Below are 21838 nucleotides of genomic sequence, written 5' to 3'. Positions count from 1 at the left end.
TGCTGTCAGGCCTTGGGCAGCCGCACGTCCACGGTGAAGGTGGTGCCCTTCTGGGGGGTGCTCTCCACGTGGATGCTCCCGCCCATGAGGTGCATCAGTTCGTGGCTGAGGGCGAGGCCCAGGCCCGAACCGCCGTACTGCCGCGTGATGCCCGCATCCGCCTGGGTGAAAGGCCGGAAGAGGCGCTGAAGCACGGTGGGGGCCATGCCGATGCCGGTGTCCTCCACGGCCCAGCGCAGGCGCAGGGCCGACCCCTCGTCCTCGGACAGGAGGCGGAGGGTGATGCTGCCCTGGGCCGTGAACTTCAGGGCGTTGCCCAGCAGGTTGTTGACGACCTGCCGCAGGCGGAGGGGATCGCCGAGCACCGGCGGGACGTCGGAGGGCAGGGCGACGAGGAAGGCCAGGCCCTTGGCGGTGGCATCGGCCCGCCAGAGGGCCGCACAGTCCTGCGTCAGTACGATGGGCGAGAAGGGGGAGGATTCCAGGGACATGCCGCCGGCCTCGGCCTTGGAGAGGTCGAGCACCCGGTCCAGCATGTCCAGCAGGTTGCGGGCGGCCTTCCGTCCGATCTCGGTGATCTCGCGCTGCTCCTCGTCCAGGTCCGTGGTCAGCAGGTAGCGGGACATGGCCATGATGGCGTTCATGGGCGTGCGGATCTCGTGGCTCATGGTGGCGAGGAAGGCGGATTTCAGGCGGGCGGCCTCCTGCGCCTCCTGCGCGCGGGCTTCCAGACTGGATTCCCGCGCCCGCTGGCTCTGCAGATCCTGCGCCACGCCGAGGTATCCGAAGATGCTGCCGTGCCGGTCGCGCAGGGCGGTGATGGCGAGGCGGATGGGAAAAAGATGGCCATCCGCATGGCGGTAGGTCCAAGTCCGCACTTCGCTCAAGCCCCGTTCCGGAAGGGCCGAGAACACCTCGAACCCGCGGATGGGCCGGCCCAGGGCCTCGCTCAATTCCCGGCTGCGGACCTCGGTTTCCTCGGGCAGGTGGAAGGCCTCGGCGGTCATCCGGTGGATCACGTCCCTGGCCTTCCATCCGAGCATCTGTTCAGCGCCGGTGTTGAACAGCTGGATGACGCCCTGGGCATCGGTGGCGATGAGGGCCACCTCGGTGGCCGCGTCCATGATGGCCTTGAGGAGCCGCTGCTGCGAATCGCGCGCCTCGGCCATGCGCGCCTGGAGGTCGAGCCGCCGACGGGCGTAGAGGAAGACCAGGGCCGAGAGCCACAGCACGAGGATGAACAGGAGCACGGCCGGCGGCAGCCGGGCGGGGCTATCGGGTTTCAGGGCGAGGATGAGGATCCAGGACACCAGGGCCGGCACGGCCAGGACCGCCAGGGTCGTTCCGAGCGCTCCGGGCTGGGCCCGGGCAGGCGATGCGGAGGCCTGGGGTTCGGCGTTCAATTAAAGGCTGTCCCAATCGGTGTGAATGGTCGCGGCAGGAGCCAGGGTGGCTGCGGCATCCGGCGCGTCATTACCGGGCGCGTTCGAGGCCTGCCAGCGGATGAAGCCGTCCAGGGCCGAGCGGCATCCCGAAGCGGTGCCATGGCCCGCGAAGGGATGCAGGGCCGCGGAATCCACGGCCGTGGCGTTGATGGTGGCGATGTCCGCGCGGTTCTCGCGCTGGAAGCGCGCGATGAGGGCGTGGTCCTGGGTGTAGAGGCTGAGCGTGGGGCCGCAGGCCGCTTCCGCGAAGGCCATGGCCTCGTCGAAGGTCTGGACGGTGGAGAGACTCAGGGCGGGGCCCGAGACGTGGTTGCGGAAGAGGCCCATGTCGGGAGTCACGCCCTCCCAGACGCAGGGCTGCATGTAGACGCCGTGGCCGATGTGCCCTTTGACGTGGGACGTGCGGTTGGCCTCGGTCCACTGGTCGCCCCCGGAAAGCAGCGCGGCGCCGGCGGCGAGGCCCTTCTCCCAGTGTTCGCGGAAGGCGGTGGCCGCGCGGGCGTTGATCATGGGGCCGTAGGCCACGTCGGGATCCGTCATCGGGTTGCCCACATCCAGGCGGGAAACGCGGTCCATCAGGATCTGCTTGAAGGCGGGCGCGCAGGCCTCGTGCACGAGGAGGTTGGCGAGGCCGATCAGGCGCTGGCCTGCCTGGCCGAAGGCGGCCTCGATGGCATCCGCGGCGGCCTGCTGGAGGTCCGCATCGGGCATCACCAGCATGGCGCCCTTGCCCGCCAGATCCAGGCTGGGCAGGATCAGGTTGCGGCCGCACATCTCGCCCACGGTGCGGCCCAGGTCCAGGGAACCCGCGAAGCTGAAGGCCTGGAAGTGTCCCTTGTCGAGGCCCGCGAGGAAGTGCTTGCCGCAGCCCGCGCGGCCGCGGCCGTTGACGGTGTTGACGACGCCCGGTGGAAGGCCCGCTTCCATCATGGCGCGCAGGAACAGGTAGGCCGTGGTCGGCGCGTTGTCGCTGGGTTTCCACACGACGGTGCTGCCGGCGAGGAGGGCGGGGATGATCTTCCGCGCGGGGGCGAGCAGGGGGGACGTGCCGGTGGCCAGGATGCCGCAGACGCCGGCGGGGCGCCGCCGGATGATGGCGCCGGAGGGGTAGGCCTGGGCCTGATCCGCGTTGGCTTCGCCGAGGAAGAACGCGCACACCTCGAGGGTCTGCTGGATTTCGGCCGCGGCCTCACGGGGCGTCAGTCCGACCTCGCGGGTGATGATGCGCGCGAAGATGTCGCGGCGGGCGGCAAGCACCTCCGCCGTGCCCTGCAGCACCGCTTCACGCGTCTGGAGCGGTGTGCTGGACCAGCCGCGGAAGGCGTCCGCGGCGGCCTTGGCAGCCCGGGCCACGTCCTTCTCGCCGCTGTCCGGGAACATGCCCACCAGGTCCCGGTGATCCACCGCCGACTTGGCCTGGATCAAAGACAGATCGCCCTCGACTTCCTTGCCGTTGATGACGTTGAATCCGATGACACTCTTCCCCGCGCTGAGGGCATGGGGCGAGTTGGCTTTGACATACATGCCGGGCTCCAAATACGAATGGATAAGCATAACCGCCCCGGACTTTGGGACCTCAGACTGTCCCCGGGGCCGGCATCCGGAGCCCAGGGGCGAATGGTCGGGGGCCATGGGCGCCGGTTCCGCCTGTACACTGGAGCCTTGCCGGAGTCCGGGTGTTCGACAGCATCTCCATCCCCACCATTCTCGTCAGCTATGTGGCCCTGCTCTTCAGCCTCAGCGTCCACGAGGCCAGCCACGCCACCATGGCCCACTGGCTGGAGGACGACACGGCGGCGCGGCTGGGGCGCATGACCCTGAACCCCCTGGTCCACATGGATCCGCTGGGCACCTTCGTTTTTCCCCTCCTGGGCCTGGCCACGGGCTTCCCGTTCATCGGTTGGGCCAAGCCCGTGCCCGTGGATCCACGCAACCTCACCCGGCGCTTCAGCCAGCGGGGCGGATACGCGCTGGTGGCGGCGGCTGGACCGACTTCGAATCTGATTCTGGCTGTGCTCTTCACCGGCATCCTCCTGATCCTGGTCAGGGTTGTCGCCCCCACAGCCTCGCTCCAAGCCCCGCTTTTCCTTCACGCCGTCTTCATGGGAAGGGTCGAGGCCCTCCAATCCCTTGAGCTGGGAGCGACGACGACTCTGGCGGTCGCGCTGTGTGGCCGTTTGGTCATCATCAACATCGCACTCGCCCTGTTCAATCTTCTGCCCATGGGACCCCTGGACGGTGCGGGCATCCTCCGGGGCATGCTGCCCTGGCGCTGGCTCCCAAAGTTCGACCGAATTCAGCCCTGGATGGGTGGCGTACTCATCGTTCTCGCCCTAACCGGCGTGCTGGGCTACCTTCTCAGTCCGGTCTTCTTCGTGGTCAAAATGGTTCTCGTTCTGATTGCCCGCTTCGTTTTTGGAGTCTGATTCATGCACCGCGTTCTTTCCGGCATCCAGCCTTCGGGCTCGCAGCACATCGGCCATCTCGTGGGGGCGCTCGACAACTTCACACGCCTGCAGGGGCAGGGCCAGGCCTTCTACATGATCGCGGACTGGCACGCGCTGACCTCGAAGTACGAAAGCGTCGAGGAGATCTGGCCCGCGACCCAGGAGCTGACGGCCACCTACCTGGCCGCAGGCCTTGATCCGAAGCAGGCCACCATCTTCGTGCAGAGCCTCGTGAAGGAGCACGCTGAGCTGCACCTGCTGCTTTCGATGATGACGCCATTGTCTTGGCTGGAACGTGTGCCCACCTACAAGGAGAAGCTGCAGAACGCCGTGGCGGACCTGGGCAGCTACGGCTTTCTCGGCTACCCCCTGCTGCAGACGGCGGACATCATCGTCTACAGGGCCAACCGCGTGCCCGTGGGTGAGGACCAGCTCTTCCACCTCGAACTGGCCCGCGAGGTGGTGCGGCGCTTCAACTACATCTACCAGCGGGAGGTCTTCCCCGAGCCCGAGGCCGTGCTCACGAAGACGCCGAAGGTGCCCGGGCTCGATGGCCGGAAGATGTCCAAGAGCTACGGCAACTGCATCTACCTGCGGGACACCAACGCCGAGATCCTGGAGAAGTGCACCCGCCAGATGGCCTCCGATCCCGCCCGCCTGCGCAAGACGGACCCCGGCAACCCCGACATCTGCCCGGTCTTCGAGTTCCACAAGCTGTTCAGCGACGACGCTACCGTGCAGATGGTGAACACCGAGTGCCGCCGTGCCGGCATTGGCTGTTTCGACTGCAAGAAGCGGGTGGCCGAGGCCATGATCCGGCGCATCGAGCCCGTGCGGGAAAAGATCGAAGGCCACCTGGCCCGCCCCGAGGACCTGCAGGACGTCCTGCGGGACGGCAGCGCCCGGGCCCGTGCCGTGGCCGCGGAAACCATGGCGGACGTGCGGGACGCCATGAAGATGCCGGCCCTCTGAGAAGGGGTGCAGAACTAGCTCTTGCGTTCCTTGCCGTCTCTGGTAATCTTTTCTTCTCGTGGTCCCTTAGCTCAGCTGGTTAGAGCATCTGACTCTTAATCAGAGGGTCCCCGGTTCGAGTCCGGGAGGGACCACCACCACGGAGCCCGCAGATGAAAATCTGCGGGCTTTTTGATTTGATTCCCGCAGAGGAAAACTGCGGGCTTTTTGTTTCGGGTCCCGCGTCACAACTCTCCACTCCCGAGGGCTGGCGCGGGAGTGGAACCGGTATATTTGATAGACCGCCCAAACTTTTTGGAATGGGTCGGAAAACGCAGGAACGACGGGAGGAACACCGTGGATTTGAAGCGCGCGATCATCGACCTCATGCCGGGCCCCCTGGTCCGGACTTTCGCCTCCCCCTACATCGCGGGCAAGGGCATCTCGGCGGGGGTGTCCAAGGCCGACGAGATCCAGACCAAATTCGGCCTCTACTCCACCGTAGATCTGCTGGCCGAAGAAGTCTTCAGCCGGGAGGACGTGGAAGCCACGGTGCAGATCTACCTGCGCATGGTTGAGGCCCTGAAGGACCGCCCCCACGCCAGCATCAGCCTCAAGCCCACCTCGCTGGGCATCAACGAGAGCGAAGCCTACTGCCAGGAGAACCTGCGCCGCATCGTGTCCGCCGCCGCGGCCCACAAGATGCACATCACCCTGGATATGGAAGATCGGCACTTCACGGACGTGACCCTGCGCATGTTCAAGGCCATCCGAGACGAGTTCGACAACTTCGGCATCGTGCTGCAGAGCCGCCTGTTCCGCACGGCGGAAGACATCAGGAACCTGCACAGCAAGCCCTGCAAGGTGCGCATCTGCATCGGCATCTACCGCGAGCCCGCCGAGGTGGCGCTGCAGGAGAAGCCGGACATGAAGGACAAGCTCTTCGAGTACGTGCAGCTGCTTCTGGACCACGGCCACTATCCCGAGATCGCCACCCACGACGAGCCGCTGGTGCGGCGCTGCATCGCCTACCTGGACGGGAAGGGCGTATCGAGGAGCGCCTACGAATTCCAGATGCTGCTGGGCGTGCCGCGCCAAGAACTCCAGCAGGAGATCGTCAAGCGCGGCCAGGTCATGCGCCTCTACGTCCCCTTCGCGGAGGACTGGAAGTACGCCGTGCACTATCTCAAACGCCGTCTGGCCGCCAACCCCGCCATGGCCCTCATGGTGATGAAGAACATGTTCGGCCACTGAGACCGGTTTTGCCCCGGGTTTGCCATTGGTAAAGCCGCGGCTCAGAGGTATGGTGCTTGCGTGGGATCGTGTCCCACCCTTCGGAGGTTTCCATGAAGAAGTTCCTGGCGCTCGCCCTTGTGAGTTCCTTCGCCCTGGTGGCCTTTGCCGCCGAGGAGAAGAAGGCCGAGCCGAAGAAGGCCGCCTGCGGCATGGCCTGCTGCGAGAAGAACAAGAAGTCCTGCAAAGAGTGCCCTGATTGCTGCAAGAAGAAGGACGAGAAGAAGGACGAGAAGAAGGCCGAGCCCAAGAAGGGCTGATCCACAGGGTCTGATCGCCATTCCAAGCCCCGGGGGTCACCCCCGGGGCTTTTGCGTTCCGGGTCCATTCGTGGTTGTCTGGTGGCATGCACGCACGGTCCTGGGTCCCTGTCGCCATCCTGTTGGCCTTGACCGCCGGCGCCACGGCCGGCTTGATGTGGACGCGGGAGGCTCCGGCGCCGCCTCCGGGTCAGGAGGCTCCCGCGCAGCCCAAGCGTGGCCTGCACCGCGCTGCGCCGGTGAAGGAGCAGCGCCTGGTGGACCAGTCGCCCCTCCTCACGGCGCGCAGCCTCGTGCCCCTGGCCACCACCTTCGAGGAGAAGCAGCTGGCCCTCCAGGCCGAGCGTCTGGGCAACCATTCCGTGGATCTGGCCTTTTCCTACGCCCTCCGAACCGCGGCCACGGCGGCCGTGCCGAAGACTCCGGAACTGCAGGAACTGACCCAGGCCAAGGCCAAGGCCCAGGCCGCCGTGGAGGAAGGGGAGCAGCAGGTCGCCCGGCTCACGCGACAGCTTGCCTCGGCGCCGGAATCCAAGAAGGATGCGCTGGAAGACCAGATCGACATCACCAAGGCCCAGCTGGAGCTGGACAAGGACGAGCTGGAGACGGCCTCCAACGACCTGGCCCAGGCCGGCGGGGATCCCCAGGCCCGGATCCGGCGCCTGAAGGAAGCCCACGAGGCCGCGGACCGGGAATCCTCCCAGATCATGGCCACCGTCAAGCCGCCCAGCGCCTTCCAACCCGGCAGCCTCATCGGGCGCCTGTTGGAATGGCGGACCCAGCGGGACAAGATCGTCCGCCTGGAACAGGCCCAGGCCGAGGCCCAGGCGAAGGAACAGGCCATGGCCAAGCGCCGGGCCGACGTCGAAGCCCAGGCCAAGAAGGAGAAGGATGACCGTGAGGCGGCCCGCCACACGGCCAGCTCCCTGATGAAGGGGGCCTCAAGCCACGGGCTGGCCCGCGACGAGGCGAAGGCCGCCGTGTCTTCTCTCAAGCAGTTCGGCGATGTGCAGCGCCGCCTGGCCACCATGGCCAAGCGGATCCAGGATCAGCAAGGGCTCACGGAGACCTACGGGGCCTGGCTGGTGCTTGCGGACGGCTACCGCAACGTGGCCCTGCACAAGCTGCTGGCGCAGGGGCTCAGCATTCTCGGCGTGATGCTCGCCGCCGCGCTCTTCGGCCTGCTCATCGATTGGATGCGCCACCGCTCGGCCTCGGCGGAACGGGCCTCGGCCGGGGCCTCGACCTCGGTGCTGAAAGTGATCATCCGCGTCGTCGCGGTGCTCGTCATCGGCTTCCTCATCGTGGGCATGCCGGCCCAGGCCACCACGGTCTTCGGCCTCGCGGGCGCGGGCCTCACCGTGGCCCTGAAGGATTTCATCGTGGCCTTCTTTGGCTGGTTCATCCTCATGGGGAAGAACGGTATCCGACTGGGCGACTGGGTGGAGATCCGCGGCGTGGGCGGCGAGGTGGTCGAGATCGGCCTGCTGCGCACCGTGATCCTGGAGACGGGCAGCTGGAGCGACGCGGGGCATCCCACGGGACGCCGCGTGGCCTTCGTGAACAACTTCGCCATCGAGGGGCATTTCTTCAATTTCTCGACCTCGGGCAAGTGGATGTGGGACGAACTCAACGTCGCCGTCCCCGCCGGGCAGGATCCCTACGTGGTCATCGATGGGATCCAGAAGATCGTGGAGCAGCAGACCGAAAGCAACGCGAAGCTCGCCGAGGCGGAGTGGCAGCAGACCGCGGCCCGCTACAAGGTGAAGGCCTTCTCGGCGGTGCCGGGCGTCCAGGTGATTCCCGGCGCCAGTGGCATGGAGGTCCGGGCCCGCTACCTCACCCGCGCCTTCGAGCGCCACGAGACCCGCCTGCGGCTGAACCAGGCCGTGGTCGAGCTCATGCACGGCCCGAGGACGGAAAGCCAGGGCTGAGAAGGAAAAGGGCGCGAAACAGCGAGCAGGGTGCCTGTGGTACTCTGAAGGTCCGTAGGCTTGAGGATCCTGCTTTCCGCGACCTCGATCCCCTGTCTCTGAATCTTCCGCCGCCCATGCACGCCGGGCGACCCAATCCGCGCATCGGCCGCGCATCGGATTCCCATGATCTCGTTCTCGAACGTCAGCAAGCAGTACGGCAAGCAGATCCTGTTCATCGACGCGGATTTCCAGCTGAATCCCGGCGAAAAGGTGGGCCTGGTGGGCCCCAACGGCGCCGGCAAATCCACGCTCTTCCGCATGATCATGGGCGAGGAATCTCCCGACGATGGTTCGGTCACCTTGCCCAAGAAGCTCACCCTGGGCTACTTCCGCCAGGAGGTGGATGAGATGTCGGGCCGGCCCGTGCTGGACGAGGCCATCGCTGGCAGCGGGCGCCTGGGGGACCTGCACCACGAGCTGATGGATCTGGAGCACGCCATGTCCGATCCGGATCGCGGCGACGAACTGGAGCAGATCCTGGAGCGCTTCGGCCACGTCCAGGAGGAGTACCAGCACCTGGGCGGCTACGAGCTGGAAGCCAAGGCGCGGGCCTGCCTGCACGGCCTCGGCTTCGAGGACACGCAGATCGATGGCGACGTGGGCGCGCTGTCGGGCGGCTGGAAGATGCGCGTGTCCATGGCCAAGGTGCTGCTCGGCAACTTCGATGTGCTGCTCATGGACGAACCCACCAACCACCTGGACATCGAATCCATCCTCTGGCTGGAGAACTTCCTCAAGGGCGTGCCCGCCACGCTGCTGATGACGAGCCACGACCGCGACTTCATGAACCGCGTGGTGACCAAGGTGCTGGAGATCGACGGCGGCGACATCGTCACGTACTCGGGCAACTACGATTTCTACGTGAAGGAGCGCGAGCAGCGAGAGGCCAACCAGGAGGCCGCCTACGCCCGCCAGCAGGCCAAGCTGGCCAAGGAGCAGCGCTTCATCGAACGCTTTTCCGCCCACGCCGCCAAGGCCGCCCAGGTGCAGAGCCGCGTGAAGGCGCTGGACAAGATCGAGCGCATCGAACCACCCCGCAAGCGCCGTGTGGTGAAGTGGGATTTCCGCATTCCCGGCCGCTCCGGCGACGACGTGCTCATGGCCGAGGGGCTTTGCAAGGCCTACGGCGCGCGCAAGCTTTACGACCAGTTCGCCTTCCACATCCGTCGCGGCGAGCGCTGGTGCGTCATGGGCAAGAACGGCGCCGGCAAGTCGACGCTGCTGAAGATGGTCTCGGGCGCCGTCACGCCGGATGCGGGCACCGTGAAACTGGGCGCCAGCCTCAAGCTGGGCTACTTCTCCCAGCAGGCCCTGGATCTGCTGGATCCCGAACTGACGGTCATCGAGCAGATGCAGCAGGACTTCCCCATGGAGGGCCTGGGCGTGCTGCGCAACCTGCTCGGCGCCTTCCAGTTCTCCGGCGATGACGTGGACAAGCGGATCCGCGCGCTGTCCGGCGGCGAGAAATCCCGTCTCGTCATGGCACGCATGCTCTTCGATCCCCCCAACTTCCTCGTGCTGGACGAGCCCACCAACCACCTGGACCTGGCCACCAAGGAAATGCTCATCGATGCGCTGAAGGATTTCGAAGGCACCATGCTCTTCGTGTCCCACGACCGCGCCTTCCTGCGCGGCCTCGCGAACCGCGTGCTGGAGCTGGCCCCCGAAGACCACGCCGAACCCCTGAAATTCCAGGGCAGCTACGCCGAATACGTCGAACGCACGGGCCACGAAGCGCCCGGCGTGCACAACTGAGTGATCCTGCACCTTCTGTGTTGGGCAAGGAATTCTTGAAGCGGAGGACAGCTGAGGTGCGGAGGAGAGCGGAGGAACCGCGGCTTGCCGCTTTTCTTGGCTCCGCTTTCCTCAGCCCCTCCGTTCTCCTCCGCTTTCGGAATTCCTTTCGCTTCTCCCAAGGATTCGAAGCTCCGGTGGCGGTTGGCAGCTGAGGCGAATCCATTCCCGGGTTCGGGGATGCTCGAACTCCAGCCGGTGGGCATGCAGCAGGTAGCCCAGGTCGCCGGGCAGGGCGGTGGTACCGGGCAGGGGGATGCCACCGGGACCATAGAGCGGATCGCCCACCAACGGGTGGCCGGCCCAGGCCATGTGGACGCGGATCTGATGGGGGCGGCCCGTGAAGATCTCCACGTCCACCAGGGTGGCCTCCGTGCGGCGCTCCAGCACGGTCACACGGCTCTGGGATGGGCGGCCCGCAGGGCAGGCCGCGTGAAGGTGGCCCAGGGGGGCGTAGGGCACCTCTCCGATGGGGGCGGCGATGTCCAGGGTGTCGAACGGGGGACTTCCGCCGCAGAGGGCCCGGTAGACCTTGCGGGTGGCGCCCTGCTGGAAGATCGCCTGGAGCGGCTTGCGCGCGTCGACCGTGGGGGCGAACAACACGATGCCCGAGGTGCCGCGGCCCAGGCGATGCATGGGGCTGGCCTCGGGATGGCGGCGGCGCACGAGGGCGAGCAGCGTGTGCTCCTGGAATTCGCCGCCGCCGGGCAGGGTGGGCAGGCCGCTGGGTTTGGCCACGGCCAGCAGGTCGGCATCCTCGTACAGAATGGCCGTGGCGAGGGGGACTTCCGGTTCGATCCAGGGCGGACGGTTCCAGACGAGCCGCTGGCCGGCGCGCAGCAGATCCTCCCGTCTGGCGAGCCGGTCATCGAGGGTCACTTCGCCGGAGTCGATGCGGGCCGACCAGGCCGCCTCGGAGGCGAGGGGATACTTGGCGCTCAGGTGGGCGAGCACGGTCCGGCCCGACTCCGCGGCGCCGATCTGGTCCGAGTGGGGATATCCGCCGTTCGGCAGAGGCATGGAGGATCCTGGGTCCGCCGGAAACATCGGCGGACCCGGGATTATCGCAGCCTGAACCGCTGCACGGTCTCCTTGAGGATCTCGGCCACCCGGGACAGCTCTTCCGAAGTCTTGGCGACCTCGTGCACGGTGGCCGCCAGCTGGTGGGTGGCGGTGGCGTTCTGATCCAGCCGCGAGGCGGTCTGGTTCATCAGGCGGCCCACGTCCTGGCTGGTCCGGGCCTGGCCCTGGCTGAGGGTTCCGATCTCGTGGATGCTGCCCGACACCTGGGAGATCCGATCGCGAATCGCCTCGAGGTGGTGGAGGGTCACGTCCACGCTGGAGGCCCCTTCGGACACCGCATCCTGCATGGCGTGGATGGTCTCCTCGATCTCCTTGGCGCTCTGCCCGCTGCGTTCGGCCAGGATGCGGACTTCCTCGGCCACCACAGCGAAGCCCTTGCCCTGGGCCCCGGCCTTGGCGGCTTCGATGGCGGCGTTGAGCGAGAGCAGGTTGGTCTGCCGCGCGAGACCCTGGATCACCTTCACCGCCTGCACGATGCGCGACGTGGCTTCCTGGATGGCTTCCATGCCGTGGGCCGTGCCCCGGCCGGTTTCGGCCCCGCGGTCCGTGTCCTGCACGGCCTCGTCGGCCTTGGCGCCTGTCTGCTTGGAATGGCTGGCCATGGATTCGACGTTCGCATCGAGGTTGCGTAGCGCGGCGAGCACCTCGCGGCCGGCCTGGCGCAGCTCTTCGCCGACCCGGGCCGTCTCCTGCACCGTGCGGTTCATCTGTTCGGCACTGGCGGCCAGTTCGGTGCTGCCGGACGCCACCTGTTCGGAGGCCTGTCCCATGCTGCCCAGTGCGTGGTTGAGATCGGAGACCATGCGGTTGAAGGTGTCGGCCAGGTGCCCGATCTCGTCTTCGCTTTCCACCAGGGCCTTGACGGTCATGTCGCCGGTCGCCACCTGGCCGATGGCATCGGAGAGGTGATCCAGCGGCGTCAAAATGGACGATTTCACGCGGCGCGTGATGATCACGCTGATGATGATCAGCAGGGCCACGCCGCCGAGCACCGAAAGGATGCGGATGTTCCGCTGGGTGCGGTACAGCTCCGCCGTGGACATGGAGACGCCGAAGGAAGCCACCAGCTCGCCGGTCTGGTGGCCTTTGAAGACTTCGACGCCGAAGGCACCGTGGCACTGGAGGCAGGAATCCTTCAGGCGTCCGGGGCTGAGGACGTAGATCTGGGGTTCCCCGTTCGATGCGGTGTAGCGGCCGACCCAATGCTCAAGGGTGGGGTTGTTCCCGAACTGGCCCTGGCTCTGGCGTTCGAAGGCCTCGGCGGCGGGATCCTGCGAGTAGCGGCCGTTCACCACGCGGTGGAACACCATGCCCCGGGTGCGGCAGTATTCCTCGGCATCCGCATGGAACATGGAGCGCGAGGCCACCGCCAGAGACGTGAGGTGCTCCTCGAAGGCCTTCTCGGCCTGCGAGGTCTGGTAGGCGCTCAGCCCCCAGATGACGATGGCCAGGAGCGCCGCCAGTGCCACGGACACAGGCAGAAAAAATTTCAGGGCCAATCCTTTGCTTTTCACGGGAGATCACCCTTTGCAAAAAATAACGAAGTTGAACAGCGACCCTTCGGCGAAAACCCCCGCGGAGTTGAATAGCAGACATAGAACCTTCAAGGAGGTTCTTTTTAAGGGACATGCGGGTTCCATTCGGACCTTGGAGGTCGACAATCGCGATCCCCCATTTCTGCGGGAAACGGGAATTCCGGGGCCCTGAGGCCCGGTGTACGCTGGTCGTTTCCTCCGGAGATCCCGCATGTCCCAGCCTGGCCCCCGGCGACCGCCGAGCCTGCCGTACCGCCAACCCCTCGAGGGGCGCGACTACTGGGTGGTGGACGGCATCCTGCCGGATGCAGAAGCCGTAGCGGCGCGATTCCGGGATCTGGATGAGTGGGAGCTGGGCTTTCCCCATACCCGCGAAACCTGGCCAGGCATTCGCTCACGGAATGCCCTGGGGCCCGAGGAGCTGGAGCCCCTCGAGGCCAAGGTCCGGGAACTGACGGGCGCCCGGCGTCTCTGGTCCGAGACGGCCCCGGATGGCGCCTACCTCAATCACAACGTGGTGCAGGTAGTCGGGGCCAAAGAATCGGGTCCGCGCCCGCATACGGACTCACGCAGCCTCTGCCGCTACGCGGCCGTGATCTACCTCACGCCCCGGCCGCCCGGGGGCTCGGGCACCACCTTCTACCGCCTGCGCTACCCCAACGGCGTCCTGGGCGGAAACCTCTGTCCGCCGCCTCACGCCAACCTGCGGGAAGCCCTCGGCGTGACGGGCCTGCCGCTCCAGGCCTGGCACCCGGAGCTGTCCATTCCCAACGCCTTCAATCGCCTGCTGCTCTACCGCGCCGACCTGGTCCATTCCGCCACGGGCTACTTCGGCCACGACCTCGCGACCAAGCGCATGACGGCGCTGTTCTTCTGGATGGCCGAGTAGGCGCTACTTCTTGGCCTTGTTCAGCCGATCCAGCAGCTTCTGATCCACGTAGGCGGTGATCTCCGCGAGCTTCTCGGCGGCCTGCGCGAGCAGGGCGGAGCACTGAGCCTGCATGTCGGTCACGTAGGTGGGATCGGTGATGTCCTTGAGGTTGATGACGACGTTCCACACGCCGCCGCGCACGCCCGCGTAGGCCATCTGGGCGCCCACGGCCGCATCGGTGATGGAGGCCACCTTGCCGAGCCTGGAGGCCTCACCGGCCAGTTCCAGGGCTGCGAGGCTGGTCTTGGCCGTGTCGAGGGGCACGTCGATGGCCACCTTCAGGCCTGCCTGCATGGCGTCCTGGCGCGCGGCCTTCTGCTCGGGCGTGGCGTCGGGCAGGCGGCGCGCGTCCATGAAGGCATTGAAGGCGTTGGTGTCAGCGTCCACGGCGATCATCAGCCGGTCCTTGAGCACCTGGGCCTTCTCGGCCACGGCGATGAGCTTGGCATCCTTCTCTGCGTCGGCGCCGCCCTGGGCCAGGTTGGCCACCATGCTGGCCAGGGCCGCGCCCAGGCTGCCCGCCAGGGCCGCGATGGAGCCGCCGCCGGGAGCCGGCGTGTCGCGGCTGACCTCGTCCGTGAAGGCGTGCACCTGCATGGAGACGAGGGATTTGGGATCATACGTGGGCAGGCCCAGCACCTTCTTTTCGGTCTCGAAGGGCGAGACGTCATCGAGGCCCATGGAGAACACGGCGGTCTGCAGGATGTCCGAGGTGGGCACGCCCGTGGACTTGCCCATGGCCTTCAGGTAGTGGCGGCCCGAGGCCAGCAGGCACTGGAAGGGCACCAGGCCCACGATCTCGCTGCCCGTGACGACCAATCCTCGTTCGGATGCGAGGCGACGGGCTTCTTCCAGCACCGTGTGAGGCGCCGTCTTCTTGTAGTCCGTGAGGTTGATGCTGATCTGGGCGCGACGGTAGGTGTCGACGTACCAGCCGATGGCCTTGCAGTGGTCGTAGAGGCCCCGGCGGCGCACCTTCTGGCCCACGGGGTTCGCGGGATCCACATCGTTCAGGCGCATGAGGGCCGGCAGGTCGTAGCCGTGCGCCTTCGCGCAGTGGTCCACGGTCTCCTGGAAGGTCGCGCCGGTGAAATCACAGTTGCCGCAGGGGAAGGACCCTTCGGCGTAGAAGATCAGCTCGCCGGTCTGGTAGTAGGGCTTGATGCGGCCTCGGCGGGCCACGCGGCCCTTCTCGCGCAGCTCGAAGGCGATGTCGGTGGCGTGGGCCTTGTCGCCGGAATTCAGCGTGACGTTGTAGGCCACGAGGAATTCGCGGGCACCGATGATGGTGGCGCCGGCCTGGGCGTTGTAGGCGGCCGTGAAATCCGCCTGCCACTGGGGGTCCTGTAGCTTCTTCTTGAGCCCTTCGTACTCGCCGCGGCGCACTTCGGCCAGGTTGCGGCGCTCGGGGCGCGAGGCGGCGGCTTCGTACAGGTAGACGGGAATGCCCAGTTCGCGGGCCACGCGACCGCCGAGGCGGCGGGCCAGCTCGGCGCAATCCTCCATGGACACGCCTTCCACGGGCACGAAGGGCACCACGTCCGTGGCCCCCATGCGGGGATGGGCGCCGTGGTGCTGGCTCATGTCGATGACCTTGGCGGCTTCTCGGATGCAGGTGAAGGCGCCCTCCAGCACGGCCTCGGGCTCTCCCACGAAGGTGATGACCGTGCGGTTGGTGTCCGCCCCGGGATCGACATCCAGCAGCTGCACGCCCGGCACCGCGGCGATGGCATCGGTCACCTGCTTGATCTTCGCGGCATCCCGGCCTTCCGAGATGTTCGGCACGCACTCCACCAGCTTCCGGGACATGGTTCCTCCGTTTGTTCAAGTCTAGCCATGGCGTGGGTCCGCACTCCAAAACCGGGCCGCAAAGCGGTCCGGTTTTGGAGAAGGTTGACAATCTGTTAACGGAAGTCTTTTCCCGTCCCGGAACGCGATGCGTTCCGAGCCTTACCGATCGCTTGGGCGCGGCCCTCCGACCTCGTTCTTCACGCCGCTCACCACGTGGCCCGTGGGGCCCACGCGGGCGGCGGTGTCGCAGTAACCGGTCTGATCGTCGAAGAAGAAGTCAGGTTCGAACTCCCGCAGGAAATCGGCCTTCTCAAGGCCGCCGAGGAACATGGCCTCGTCCACCTGGATGTTCCAGGCCATGAGGGTGCGGATGGCGCGCTCGTGGGCCGGGGCGCTGCGGGCGGTGACGAGCGCGGTGCGCACGCGCATGGGCGCGCCCGCGGGCTGAGCCTGCAGGGGTTTCAGCGCTTCGAGCAGGGGCTTGAAGGGGCCCGGAGGCAGGGGGATGGCGGCCCGTTCGATCTCGTGGGCCTGGAAGGCCTCCAGCCCACGGGCGGCGTAGATGCGCTCGGCCTCGTCGCTGAACAGCACGGCATCACCGTCGAAGGCGATGCGGATCTCGTCCGGATGCCGATCCGCGGCCACGGCGCTGTCGGGGTAGACCCGCGCCGCCGCGAAGCCCGCGTTGAGGGCGGCCCGCACATCCTCTTCCTTGGCGGAGAGGAACAGGTTCGCACCCAGCGAGGTGAGGTAGGGATAGGGGTTGCGCCCCCGGGTGAAGACCCCGCGCTCCAGTTGGAGGTTGGCCTCCTGGGCGCTGCGGAACACGCGCAGTCCGCTCACGGGATCGTTGCGGGAGAGGATCACCACGGCCACACGGTTGTCCGTCTCCGTGTTGAAGGCGAGGAGCTTCTTCACGAGCGGGTAGGCCACGCCGGGCTTGGCGGGCACGTCCAGGCGGGAGAGCTGGAGGTCCATGTAGGCGCGGTCATCCGAATCCTCGAAGACCTTGTTCTCTTCCTCGAAATCGAAGAGCGCCCGGGAGGAGATGGCGACGACGAGCTTGCCTTCCAGGGATTTGGACATGGGCTCAGGGTACATTGTTCTCATGCCACGCCTCTACTTCGATGCCAACGCCTCGGTGCCGCCCCATCCGGAGGCGGTGGAAGCCGTGCGGCGGGCCATGGCGGAGGACTGGGCCAATCCCACGAGCACCCACCGGGAGGGTCAGCGGGCGCGGTTCCGCCTGGAGGAGGCGCGCCGCGAGATCGCGGCTGGCCTGTGCGTGACGCCGGGCGAGTTGATCTTCTGCGCCAGTGCCACGGAGGCTTTGCACCTGCTCATCAGGGGGCTGGAGCCGGCCCTGGGTGACCGGCCCGCCGCGGTGTTTCCCGGCGAGCACAGCGCCTGCCTGAATCCGCTTCAGGAGTGGTCCCGGGTGAGCTGGCTGCCTGCGGTTCCCGCGGAATGCGGGACGGTGGTGCAGATGGCGGCCAACAACGAAACGGGCCTGATCTATGGCATGCCCACCGTGCTGGATGCCGTCCGCATCAAGGATTGCGCCCAGGCCTGGGGCAAGGTGGACGTGGACCTTTCGGACTGCGACGCGGCCGTGTTCAGCGGCCACAAGATGGGCGGGCCCCGGGGCTCGGCCCTGCTGTGGATGCGGCCGGGCCTGCCCTGGGAAGCGCTGATGGAAGGCCCGCAGGAGCGGCGGCGGCGGGGCGGGACCGAGGATCTGCCGGCCATCCTGGGCTTGGCGGCGGCCGCGCGGCACGTGCCGGAGCGCCGGGCCATGAACGCGTCCCTGGCCGCGCTACGCGATTCCTTCGAAGCCGAGATCACGGCCTGGAACCGCGACATCGAGATCATCGGGCGGGGTTCGGAGCGCCTGCCCAATACCAGCTGTGTTCTCTTCAAAGGCAGGAATGGCGAAGCGCTTCATGCCTCCCTGGACATTGCGGGCCTCGCGGTGAGCACCGGCAGCGCGTGCCACAGCGGCTCCGTGAAACCCAGCCACGCCATCATGTCCCTGGGCTACAGTCCGGAGGATGCGCGATCGGTGCTCCGATTCTCAATGCTTCCCGATGCCCGAGCCGATGAGGTGGAAACCCTCCTGACGGCCCTCAAACGGTTGACCTGATGCGGGTGAGATTCCATCCCGACTCGGAGCGAGCATGATCGAGCAGGTTCTCTTCTTCTTCGCGCACAACCCACTGCTGATGCTGTTCGCCGTGGTGGCGCTGGGCTACCCCATCAGCAAGATCCGCGTGGCGGGCGCTTCCTTCGGCATCGCCAGCATCCTCTTTGCGGGCATCGCCCTGGGCGCGCTGGTCATGGCGCCGGGCCTGGATCCGGGTCTCAAGAAGGACATCTCGAAGGAGATGAAACTCGTCTACGAGCTGGGCCTGGCGGTGTTCGTCTACGCCATGGGGCTTTCCATCGCCCAGAGTTTCTGGGCGGCCTTCAGCCGCGAGGGCATGAAGAAGAACGCCGTGGTCTTCCTCGTGATGCTCACCTCCACGGCCTTCGTGGTGCTGCTGGCCAAGGTCCTCGGCTTCAACGCCCGCTACGCCGCGGGCCTGCTCACGGGCAGCTTCACGAACATGCCGGCCCTGGCGGGTGTCATCGAGCGCGTGAAGACCATGGGCGCCAATCCCGTAGAGCTGGCCCAGCCCACCGTGGCCTCGGCCATCGCCTATCCCATCGGCGTGCTGGTGCCCATGCTGATCCTGCTCCTCAGCCCGAAGGTGTTCCGGGTGAACCTGCGGGAGGAGGCCGACGGCCTGAAGGATTACCACGCGGGTCATCAAAAACTGGAGGTGTGGACGGTCCGGGTGACCCAGCCTGAGGCCGAATCGTTCAGCAAGCGCGAACTGCGCGCCGTGGGGCGTTCCCAGGTGGTGTTCGGCCGTGTGTTGCGCAAGGCCGAGCTGCTGCTGCCGGGGCCGGATTTCCGCCTGCAGCTGGATGACCTGGTGACCGTGGTCGGATCCCCGGAGGATCTGGCCAGCGTAGTGGCGCGCATCGGCGAACGCAGCCATGTGGAGCTGGACCGGGACATGAGCGCCCTCGATGCGACGCGGGTGTTCGTCTCCAATCGGGATGTGGTCGGCGTGCCCCTGAGCAAGCTGGACCTGATGAACAAGTACCAGGCCATCATCACGCGGGTGCGGCGGGGCGACCTGTGGTTCGTGCCGGACGGCGACACGGTGCTGGAGCTGGGCGACCGCGTGCGCGTCACCACGCGGCGCGACAACATTGCGGCCATCGAGGAGTTCTTCGGCGACAGCTACCGCGACCTCAGCGAGGTGAGCTTCCTCACCTTCGCCATGGGACTGGCGGCGGGGCTCGCCCTCGGCCAGGTGCCCATTCCGCTGGGCCACGGCATGGTCTTCAAGCTGGGCTTCGCGGGCGGTCCGCTGGCCGTGGCGCTGATCCTCGGCCGCTTCCACCGGATCGGCCCCCTGGTCTGGAACTTCCCCTACAGCGCCAACCACACCATCCGCCAGTTCGGCCTCGTGCTGTTCGCGGCGGGCATCGGTGTGATTTCCGGCGAGGGCTTCCGCGCCATCGTGTCCAAGGATGCCTCGGTGCTGCCCCTCTTCCTGGGCTCGGCCTTCCTCATCTGCCTCGTGGCCGACTCCCTGACGATGCTGCTGGGCTACAAGGTCTTCCGCATCCCGCTCAACGTCATGTTCGGCATCGTGGCGGGCACCCACACCCAGCCCGTGGTGCTGGGCTACGCCAACCACCACACGGGCAACGAGCTGCCCAACGTGGGTTTCGCCACGGTCTATCCCCTGGCCACCATCCTCAAGATCGTGCTCGCCCAGGTGCTGCTGGCGCTGATCCGCTAAGGTTCCGCGGGGTTCACTTCAGGGGCAGGGGCCTGCCGTCCGGGGCCTGGGCCCACCAGATGTCCAGCCAGGAGGCCACGGTGGGCGCCAGGTCCCACAGCGGCACCGGGCCAAGGGGGCCCTGGCCCGCGCCCAGCACGATGAGCCAGGTGTGCATGCTGGCGGTCTCGGAGGCGTAGGCGTGGGCACCGCGGCGGCCGTGGTGCTCGTCCGCCTCCTCGCGGCTGGACCGGGCCTTGGACAGCCACTGTCCTTCGGGGGCCAGCACCACCAGGTCCCCGACCCGGGCGTTGGCCGCCAGGTGGTAGCGCGTCGGGACGTTCTCCCTTCGCCAGGCCTTGAGCCCCGCCTGCCGCAGGCGATCTAGGGCCTTGGTGGCATCCTCGGGATGCCGGAGGTAGATGAAGGCGCTGCCACCATGGGTGATGAGCTCGCAGGGGATGCCGTCCACCAGGGAGGGGAGGTGGATGCGGCGGCGCATGGGGGCCATGCCGTGGTCCGCGGCAATCACGACGCGCAGACCCGGATGCGCCGTGAGCATGCGCTCGAGCCAGGGGGCCAGTTCGTCGTCCATGTGTCTCAGTTTCGATTCGGTCTCGGCGCTGCGCGGGCCCTGCAGATGCCCCTCTTCGTCGGTACCGGAAAGGTAGGTCATGACGAGGCCTGCGCCGTCCTTGAGCGCCGTTTCGCTGAAGGCCAGGGCTTCCGAATCGGGCCGCCCCAGGCGGAAAACTTCCAGGCGCCAGGGGCTCACGCCCTCCCATGGGCCCGTGGCGCCCACCCACTGGAAGACGGCCGTGCGCACGCCACCGCGGGTGGCGGCCACCCAGAGGGGCTCGCGCTGCAGGTCCTCGGCGCGGGAGGCCACCGGCACCAGGGCCTTGGTGGCGGGGTCCAGGTAGGCGTTGGCCACCACGCCGTGGTGTTCGGGCCAGCAGCCCGTGGCCATGGTCACGTGGCCGTTGAAGGTGGTGGCGGGGAAGGGCGGCAGCCCCTCGCCCCGGCGCCCCTGCTCGGACAGGGCCCAGAGCCTGGGCATGGTGCGTGCGGTGAACTGGTCCGCGCCCAGGCCATCGGCGCTCAGCACCAGCACCGGGGGCGCGGCTTGGAGGGCGACGGAAAAAGCGACCGCGAAGACGGTTGGAAAGCGCATGTCAGAAGGGTAACAAGCTACCCTGGACGCATGAACACCCCACGCTGGCCCTACCCGTTGCTCCGCCTGAAACCGGGGAAGGAGGCGCTGATTTCGAAGCGCCACCCCTGGGTGTATTCGGGGGCGTTGGCCAAGCCGGCGGACGTGCATCTCGTGCGCCTGGCCGATGATTCGGGCCAGGTGATGGGCGTGGGCACGGCGAGCCCCGCGAATCCGCTGGCGGCGCGGGTCTTCCGCTTCGAGGACGCGCCGCTGGACGAGGCCTTCTTCCGCGCGCGTTTCGAATCGGCCCTGGCCCTGCGCAAGCAGTTGGGCCTCTGGCTGCCCGAGGGCGGCTGCCGCTGGATCTTCGGCGAAGGGGACGGCCTGCCGGGCCTGGTGGTCGATCGCTACGCTCAGGCCCTGGTGTTGCAGGTGGGCACGGCGGGACTGGAGGCTCTGCGCGAGGTCTGGTGGCCCATCCTCTTCGAGATCGGCAAGCGCGAAGGCATCACGGCCTTCGTCGAGCGCAGCCAGTCCGGTCGCCGCGAAGAGGGCCTGGACCCGGTGAACCGCCTGCTGAAGGGCAGCCTCGGCGGACCCGTCACGATCCATGAAGGCGCCGCGCGGCTCAGCGTGGATCTCCTGCGGGGCCAGAAGACGGGCTTCTTCCTGGATCAGCGGGCCCACCGAATGCAGGTGGGCGCCCACGCCGAAGGCTGCCGCGTGCTGAACACCTTCGGATATACCGGCGGCTTCAGCATCCACGCCGGGCTCGGCGGTGCCGTGGAAGTGGCCACGCTGGACATCAGCGCCCAGGCCCTGGATCACGCCGAGCGCGACTGGGCCGCCAACGGACTGGATCCGGCCATGCACCTGCGCATGGAGGGCGACGCCTTCGAGCTCATGCGGCAGCTGGAGCCCATGGGCTGGGACCGCGTCATCGTGGATCCGCCGGCCTTCGCCAAGCAGCGCAAGGATGTGGACAAGGCCTTCAAGGCCTACAAGGACGTCTTCCGGCTGGGCGCCCGCGCCACGGCGCCCGGCGGCATGCTCTGGTGCTTCTCCTGCAGCCAGCACCTGGACCGCATGCGCTTCCAGGAAGCCGTGTGGACCGCCCTGCTCGAAGCCGGCCGCGAGGCCCGTGTGCTGGCGCACCTAGGGCAGCCTTCGGACCATCCCTACGCCCTGAACCATCCCGAGGGCTTCTACCTCAAGGGGCTGTGGCTGAGCCTGTCATAAAAGGAATGAGATAAGCGGAGGAGAGCGGAGGCGCTGAGGAAAGCGGAGAACTGAAATGGAAGTTTCTCTTTTCTCAGCTTTCCTCCGCCACTCCGCTC

General features: G+C 67.2%; 17 protein-coding genes and 1 tRNA gene. 11 read left to right on the top strand and 7 right to left on the bottom strand.

Features of this window, described 5'->3' with window-relative positions:
• Positions 1-5: 5 nt before the first annotated feature.
• On the bottom strand, positions 6-1403 hold the full coding sequence (locus QSJ34_RS05370; protein ID WP_285571343.1) for a PAS domain-containing sensor histidine kinase: 1398 nt from the start codon (positions 1401-1403) through the stop codon (positions 6-8).
• A complete protein-coding gene (locus tag QSJ34_RS05365) occupies positions 1404-2969 on the bottom strand; it encodes an aldehyde dehydrogenase family protein (protein WP_285571341.1) in 1566 nt (521 codons plus the stop codon). It lies immediately after the preceding gene.
• Between the two features lie 152 nt (positions 2970-3121).
• Here QSJ34_RS05365 and QSJ34_RS05360 point away from each other — a divergent pair, with 152 nt between their 5' ends.
• From QSJ34_RS05360 to QSJ34_RS05330, 7 genes are all read left to right on the top strand, one after another.
• The gene (locus tag QSJ34_RS05360; protein ID WP_285571338.1) at positions 3122-3871 is read left to right on the top strand and encodes a site-2 protease family protein; all 750 of its coding nucleotides are present in this window, start codon (positions 3122-3124) and stop codon (positions 3869-3871) included.
• Positions 3872-3874: 3 nt separating this feature from the next.
• Positions 3875-4864: a tryptophan--tRNA ligase gene (gene trpS, locus QSJ34_RS05355; RefSeq protein WP_285571335.1), complete on the top strand. Its 990-nt coding sequence runs from the start codon at positions 3875-3877 to the stop codon at positions 4862-4864.
• Between the two features lie 60 nt (positions 4865-4924).
• Positions 4925-5001 (top strand) — tRNA-Lys (locus QSJ34_RS05350).
• Positions 5002-5200: 199 nt separating this feature from the next.
• Positions 5201-6097 carry a proline dehydrogenase family protein gene (locus tag QSJ34_RS05345; protein ID WP_285571332.1) on the top strand — a complete coding sequence of 299 codons (897 nt, stop codon included), beginning with the start codon at positions 5201-5203 and terminating at the stop codon, positions 6095-6097.
• A gap of 92 nt (positions 6098-6189) precedes the next feature.
• Positions 6190-6396, top strand: coding sequence for a hypothetical protein (locus QSJ34_RS05340; RefSeq protein ID WP_285571331.1), 207 nt, complete (start codon positions 6190-6192; stop codon positions 6394-6396).
• Between the two features lie 86 nt (positions 6397-6482).
• Positions 6483-8330 (top strand): mechanosensitive ion channel domain-containing protein, encoded by a 1848-nt coding sequence (locus tag QSJ34_RS05335; protein WP_285571328.1) that lies wholly within the window; start codon positions 6483-6485, stop codon positions 8328-8330.
• 165 nt (positions 8331-8495) lie between these two features.
• Entirely contained in the window at positions 8496-10127 is a 1632-nt protein-coding gene (locus tag QSJ34_RS05330; protein WP_285571324.1) for an ABC-F family ATP-binding cassette domain-containing protein, read from the top strand.
• A gap of 111 nt (positions 10128-10238) precedes the next feature.
• Here QSJ34_RS05330 and QSJ34_RS05325 read toward each other — a convergent pair whose 3' ends face one another.
• On the bottom strand, positions 10239-11186 hold the full coding sequence (locus QSJ34_RS05325) for an RluA family pseudouridine synthase (RefSeq protein WP_285571322.1): 948 nt from the start codon (positions 11184-11186) through the stop codon (positions 10239-10241).
• A gap of 41 nt (positions 11187-11227) precedes the next feature.
• A complete protein-coding gene (locus QSJ34_RS05320; protein ID WP_285571320.1) occupies positions 11228-12724 on the bottom strand; it encodes a methyl-accepting chemotaxis protein in 1497 nt (498 codons plus the stop codon).
• A 271-nt stretch (positions 12725-12995) separates the two neighbouring features.
• Here QSJ34_RS05320 and QSJ34_RS05315 point away from each other — a divergent pair, with 271 nt between their 5' ends.
• Entirely contained in the window at positions 12996-13673 is a 678-nt protein-coding gene (locus QSJ34_RS05315; RefSeq protein ID WP_285571318.1) for a hypothetical protein, read from the top strand.
• A 3-nt stretch (positions 13674-13676) separates the two neighbouring features.
• Here the strand turns inward: QSJ34_RS05315 and ftcD are convergent, their stop codons facing one another.
• A complete protein-coding gene (gene ftcD / locus QSJ34_RS05310; RefSeq protein ID WP_285571316.1) occupies positions 13677-15524 on the bottom strand; it encodes a glutamate formimidoyltransferase in 1848 nt (615 codons plus the stop codon).
• A 141-nt stretch (positions 15525-15665) separates the two neighbouring features.
• Positions 15666-16592: a 5'-nucleotidase gene (locus QSJ34_RS05305; protein WP_285571315.1), complete on the bottom strand. Its 927-nt coding sequence runs from the start codon at positions 16590-16592 to the stop codon at positions 15666-15668.
• Between the two features lie 22 nt (positions 16593-16614).
• Between QSJ34_RS05305 and QSJ34_RS05300 the strand changes: the two genes are divergently transcribed.
• Both QSJ34_RS05300 and QSJ34_RS05295 read left to right on the top strand, forming a co-directional pair.
• Positions 16615-17649, top strand: coding sequence for a cysteine desulfurase family protein (locus QSJ34_RS05300; protein ID WP_285571312.1), 1035 nt, complete (start codon positions 16615-16617; stop codon positions 17647-17649).
• Positions 17650-17683: 34 nt separating this feature from the next.
• The gene (locus QSJ34_RS05295; RefSeq protein ID WP_285571309.1) at positions 17684-19366 is read left to right on the top strand and encodes an aspartate:alanine exchanger family transporter; all 1683 of its coding nucleotides are present in this window, start codon (positions 17684-17686) and stop codon (positions 19364-19366) included.
• Positions 19367-19379: 13 nt separating this feature from the next.
• Here the strand turns inward: QSJ34_RS05295 and QSJ34_RS05290 are convergent, their stop codons facing one another.
• Entirely contained in the window at positions 19380-20519 is a 1140-nt protein-coding gene (locus QSJ34_RS05290) for an alkaline phosphatase family protein (RefSeq protein WP_285571306.1), read from the bottom strand.
• A 30-nt stretch (positions 20520-20549) separates the two neighbouring features.
• On the opposite strand from QSJ34_RS05290, the gene QSJ34_RS05285 reads away from it, so the two are divergent.
• On the top strand, positions 20550-21740 hold the full coding sequence (locus QSJ34_RS05285) for a class I SAM-dependent rRNA methyltransferase (RefSeq protein ID WP_285571305.1): 1191 nt from the start codon (positions 20550-20552) through the stop codon (positions 21738-21740).
• The last annotated feature ends 98 nt before the right edge of the window (positions 21741-21838 follow it).

This window comes from Geothrix limicola (assembly GCF_030268085.1).
GTDB lineage: Bacteria > Acidobacteriota > Holophagae > Holophagales > Holophagaceae > Geothrix > Geothrix limicola.
The sequence above is the reverse complement of the archived record's forward strand: the minus strand, read 5'-3'. Positions and strand labels throughout refer to the sequence as shown.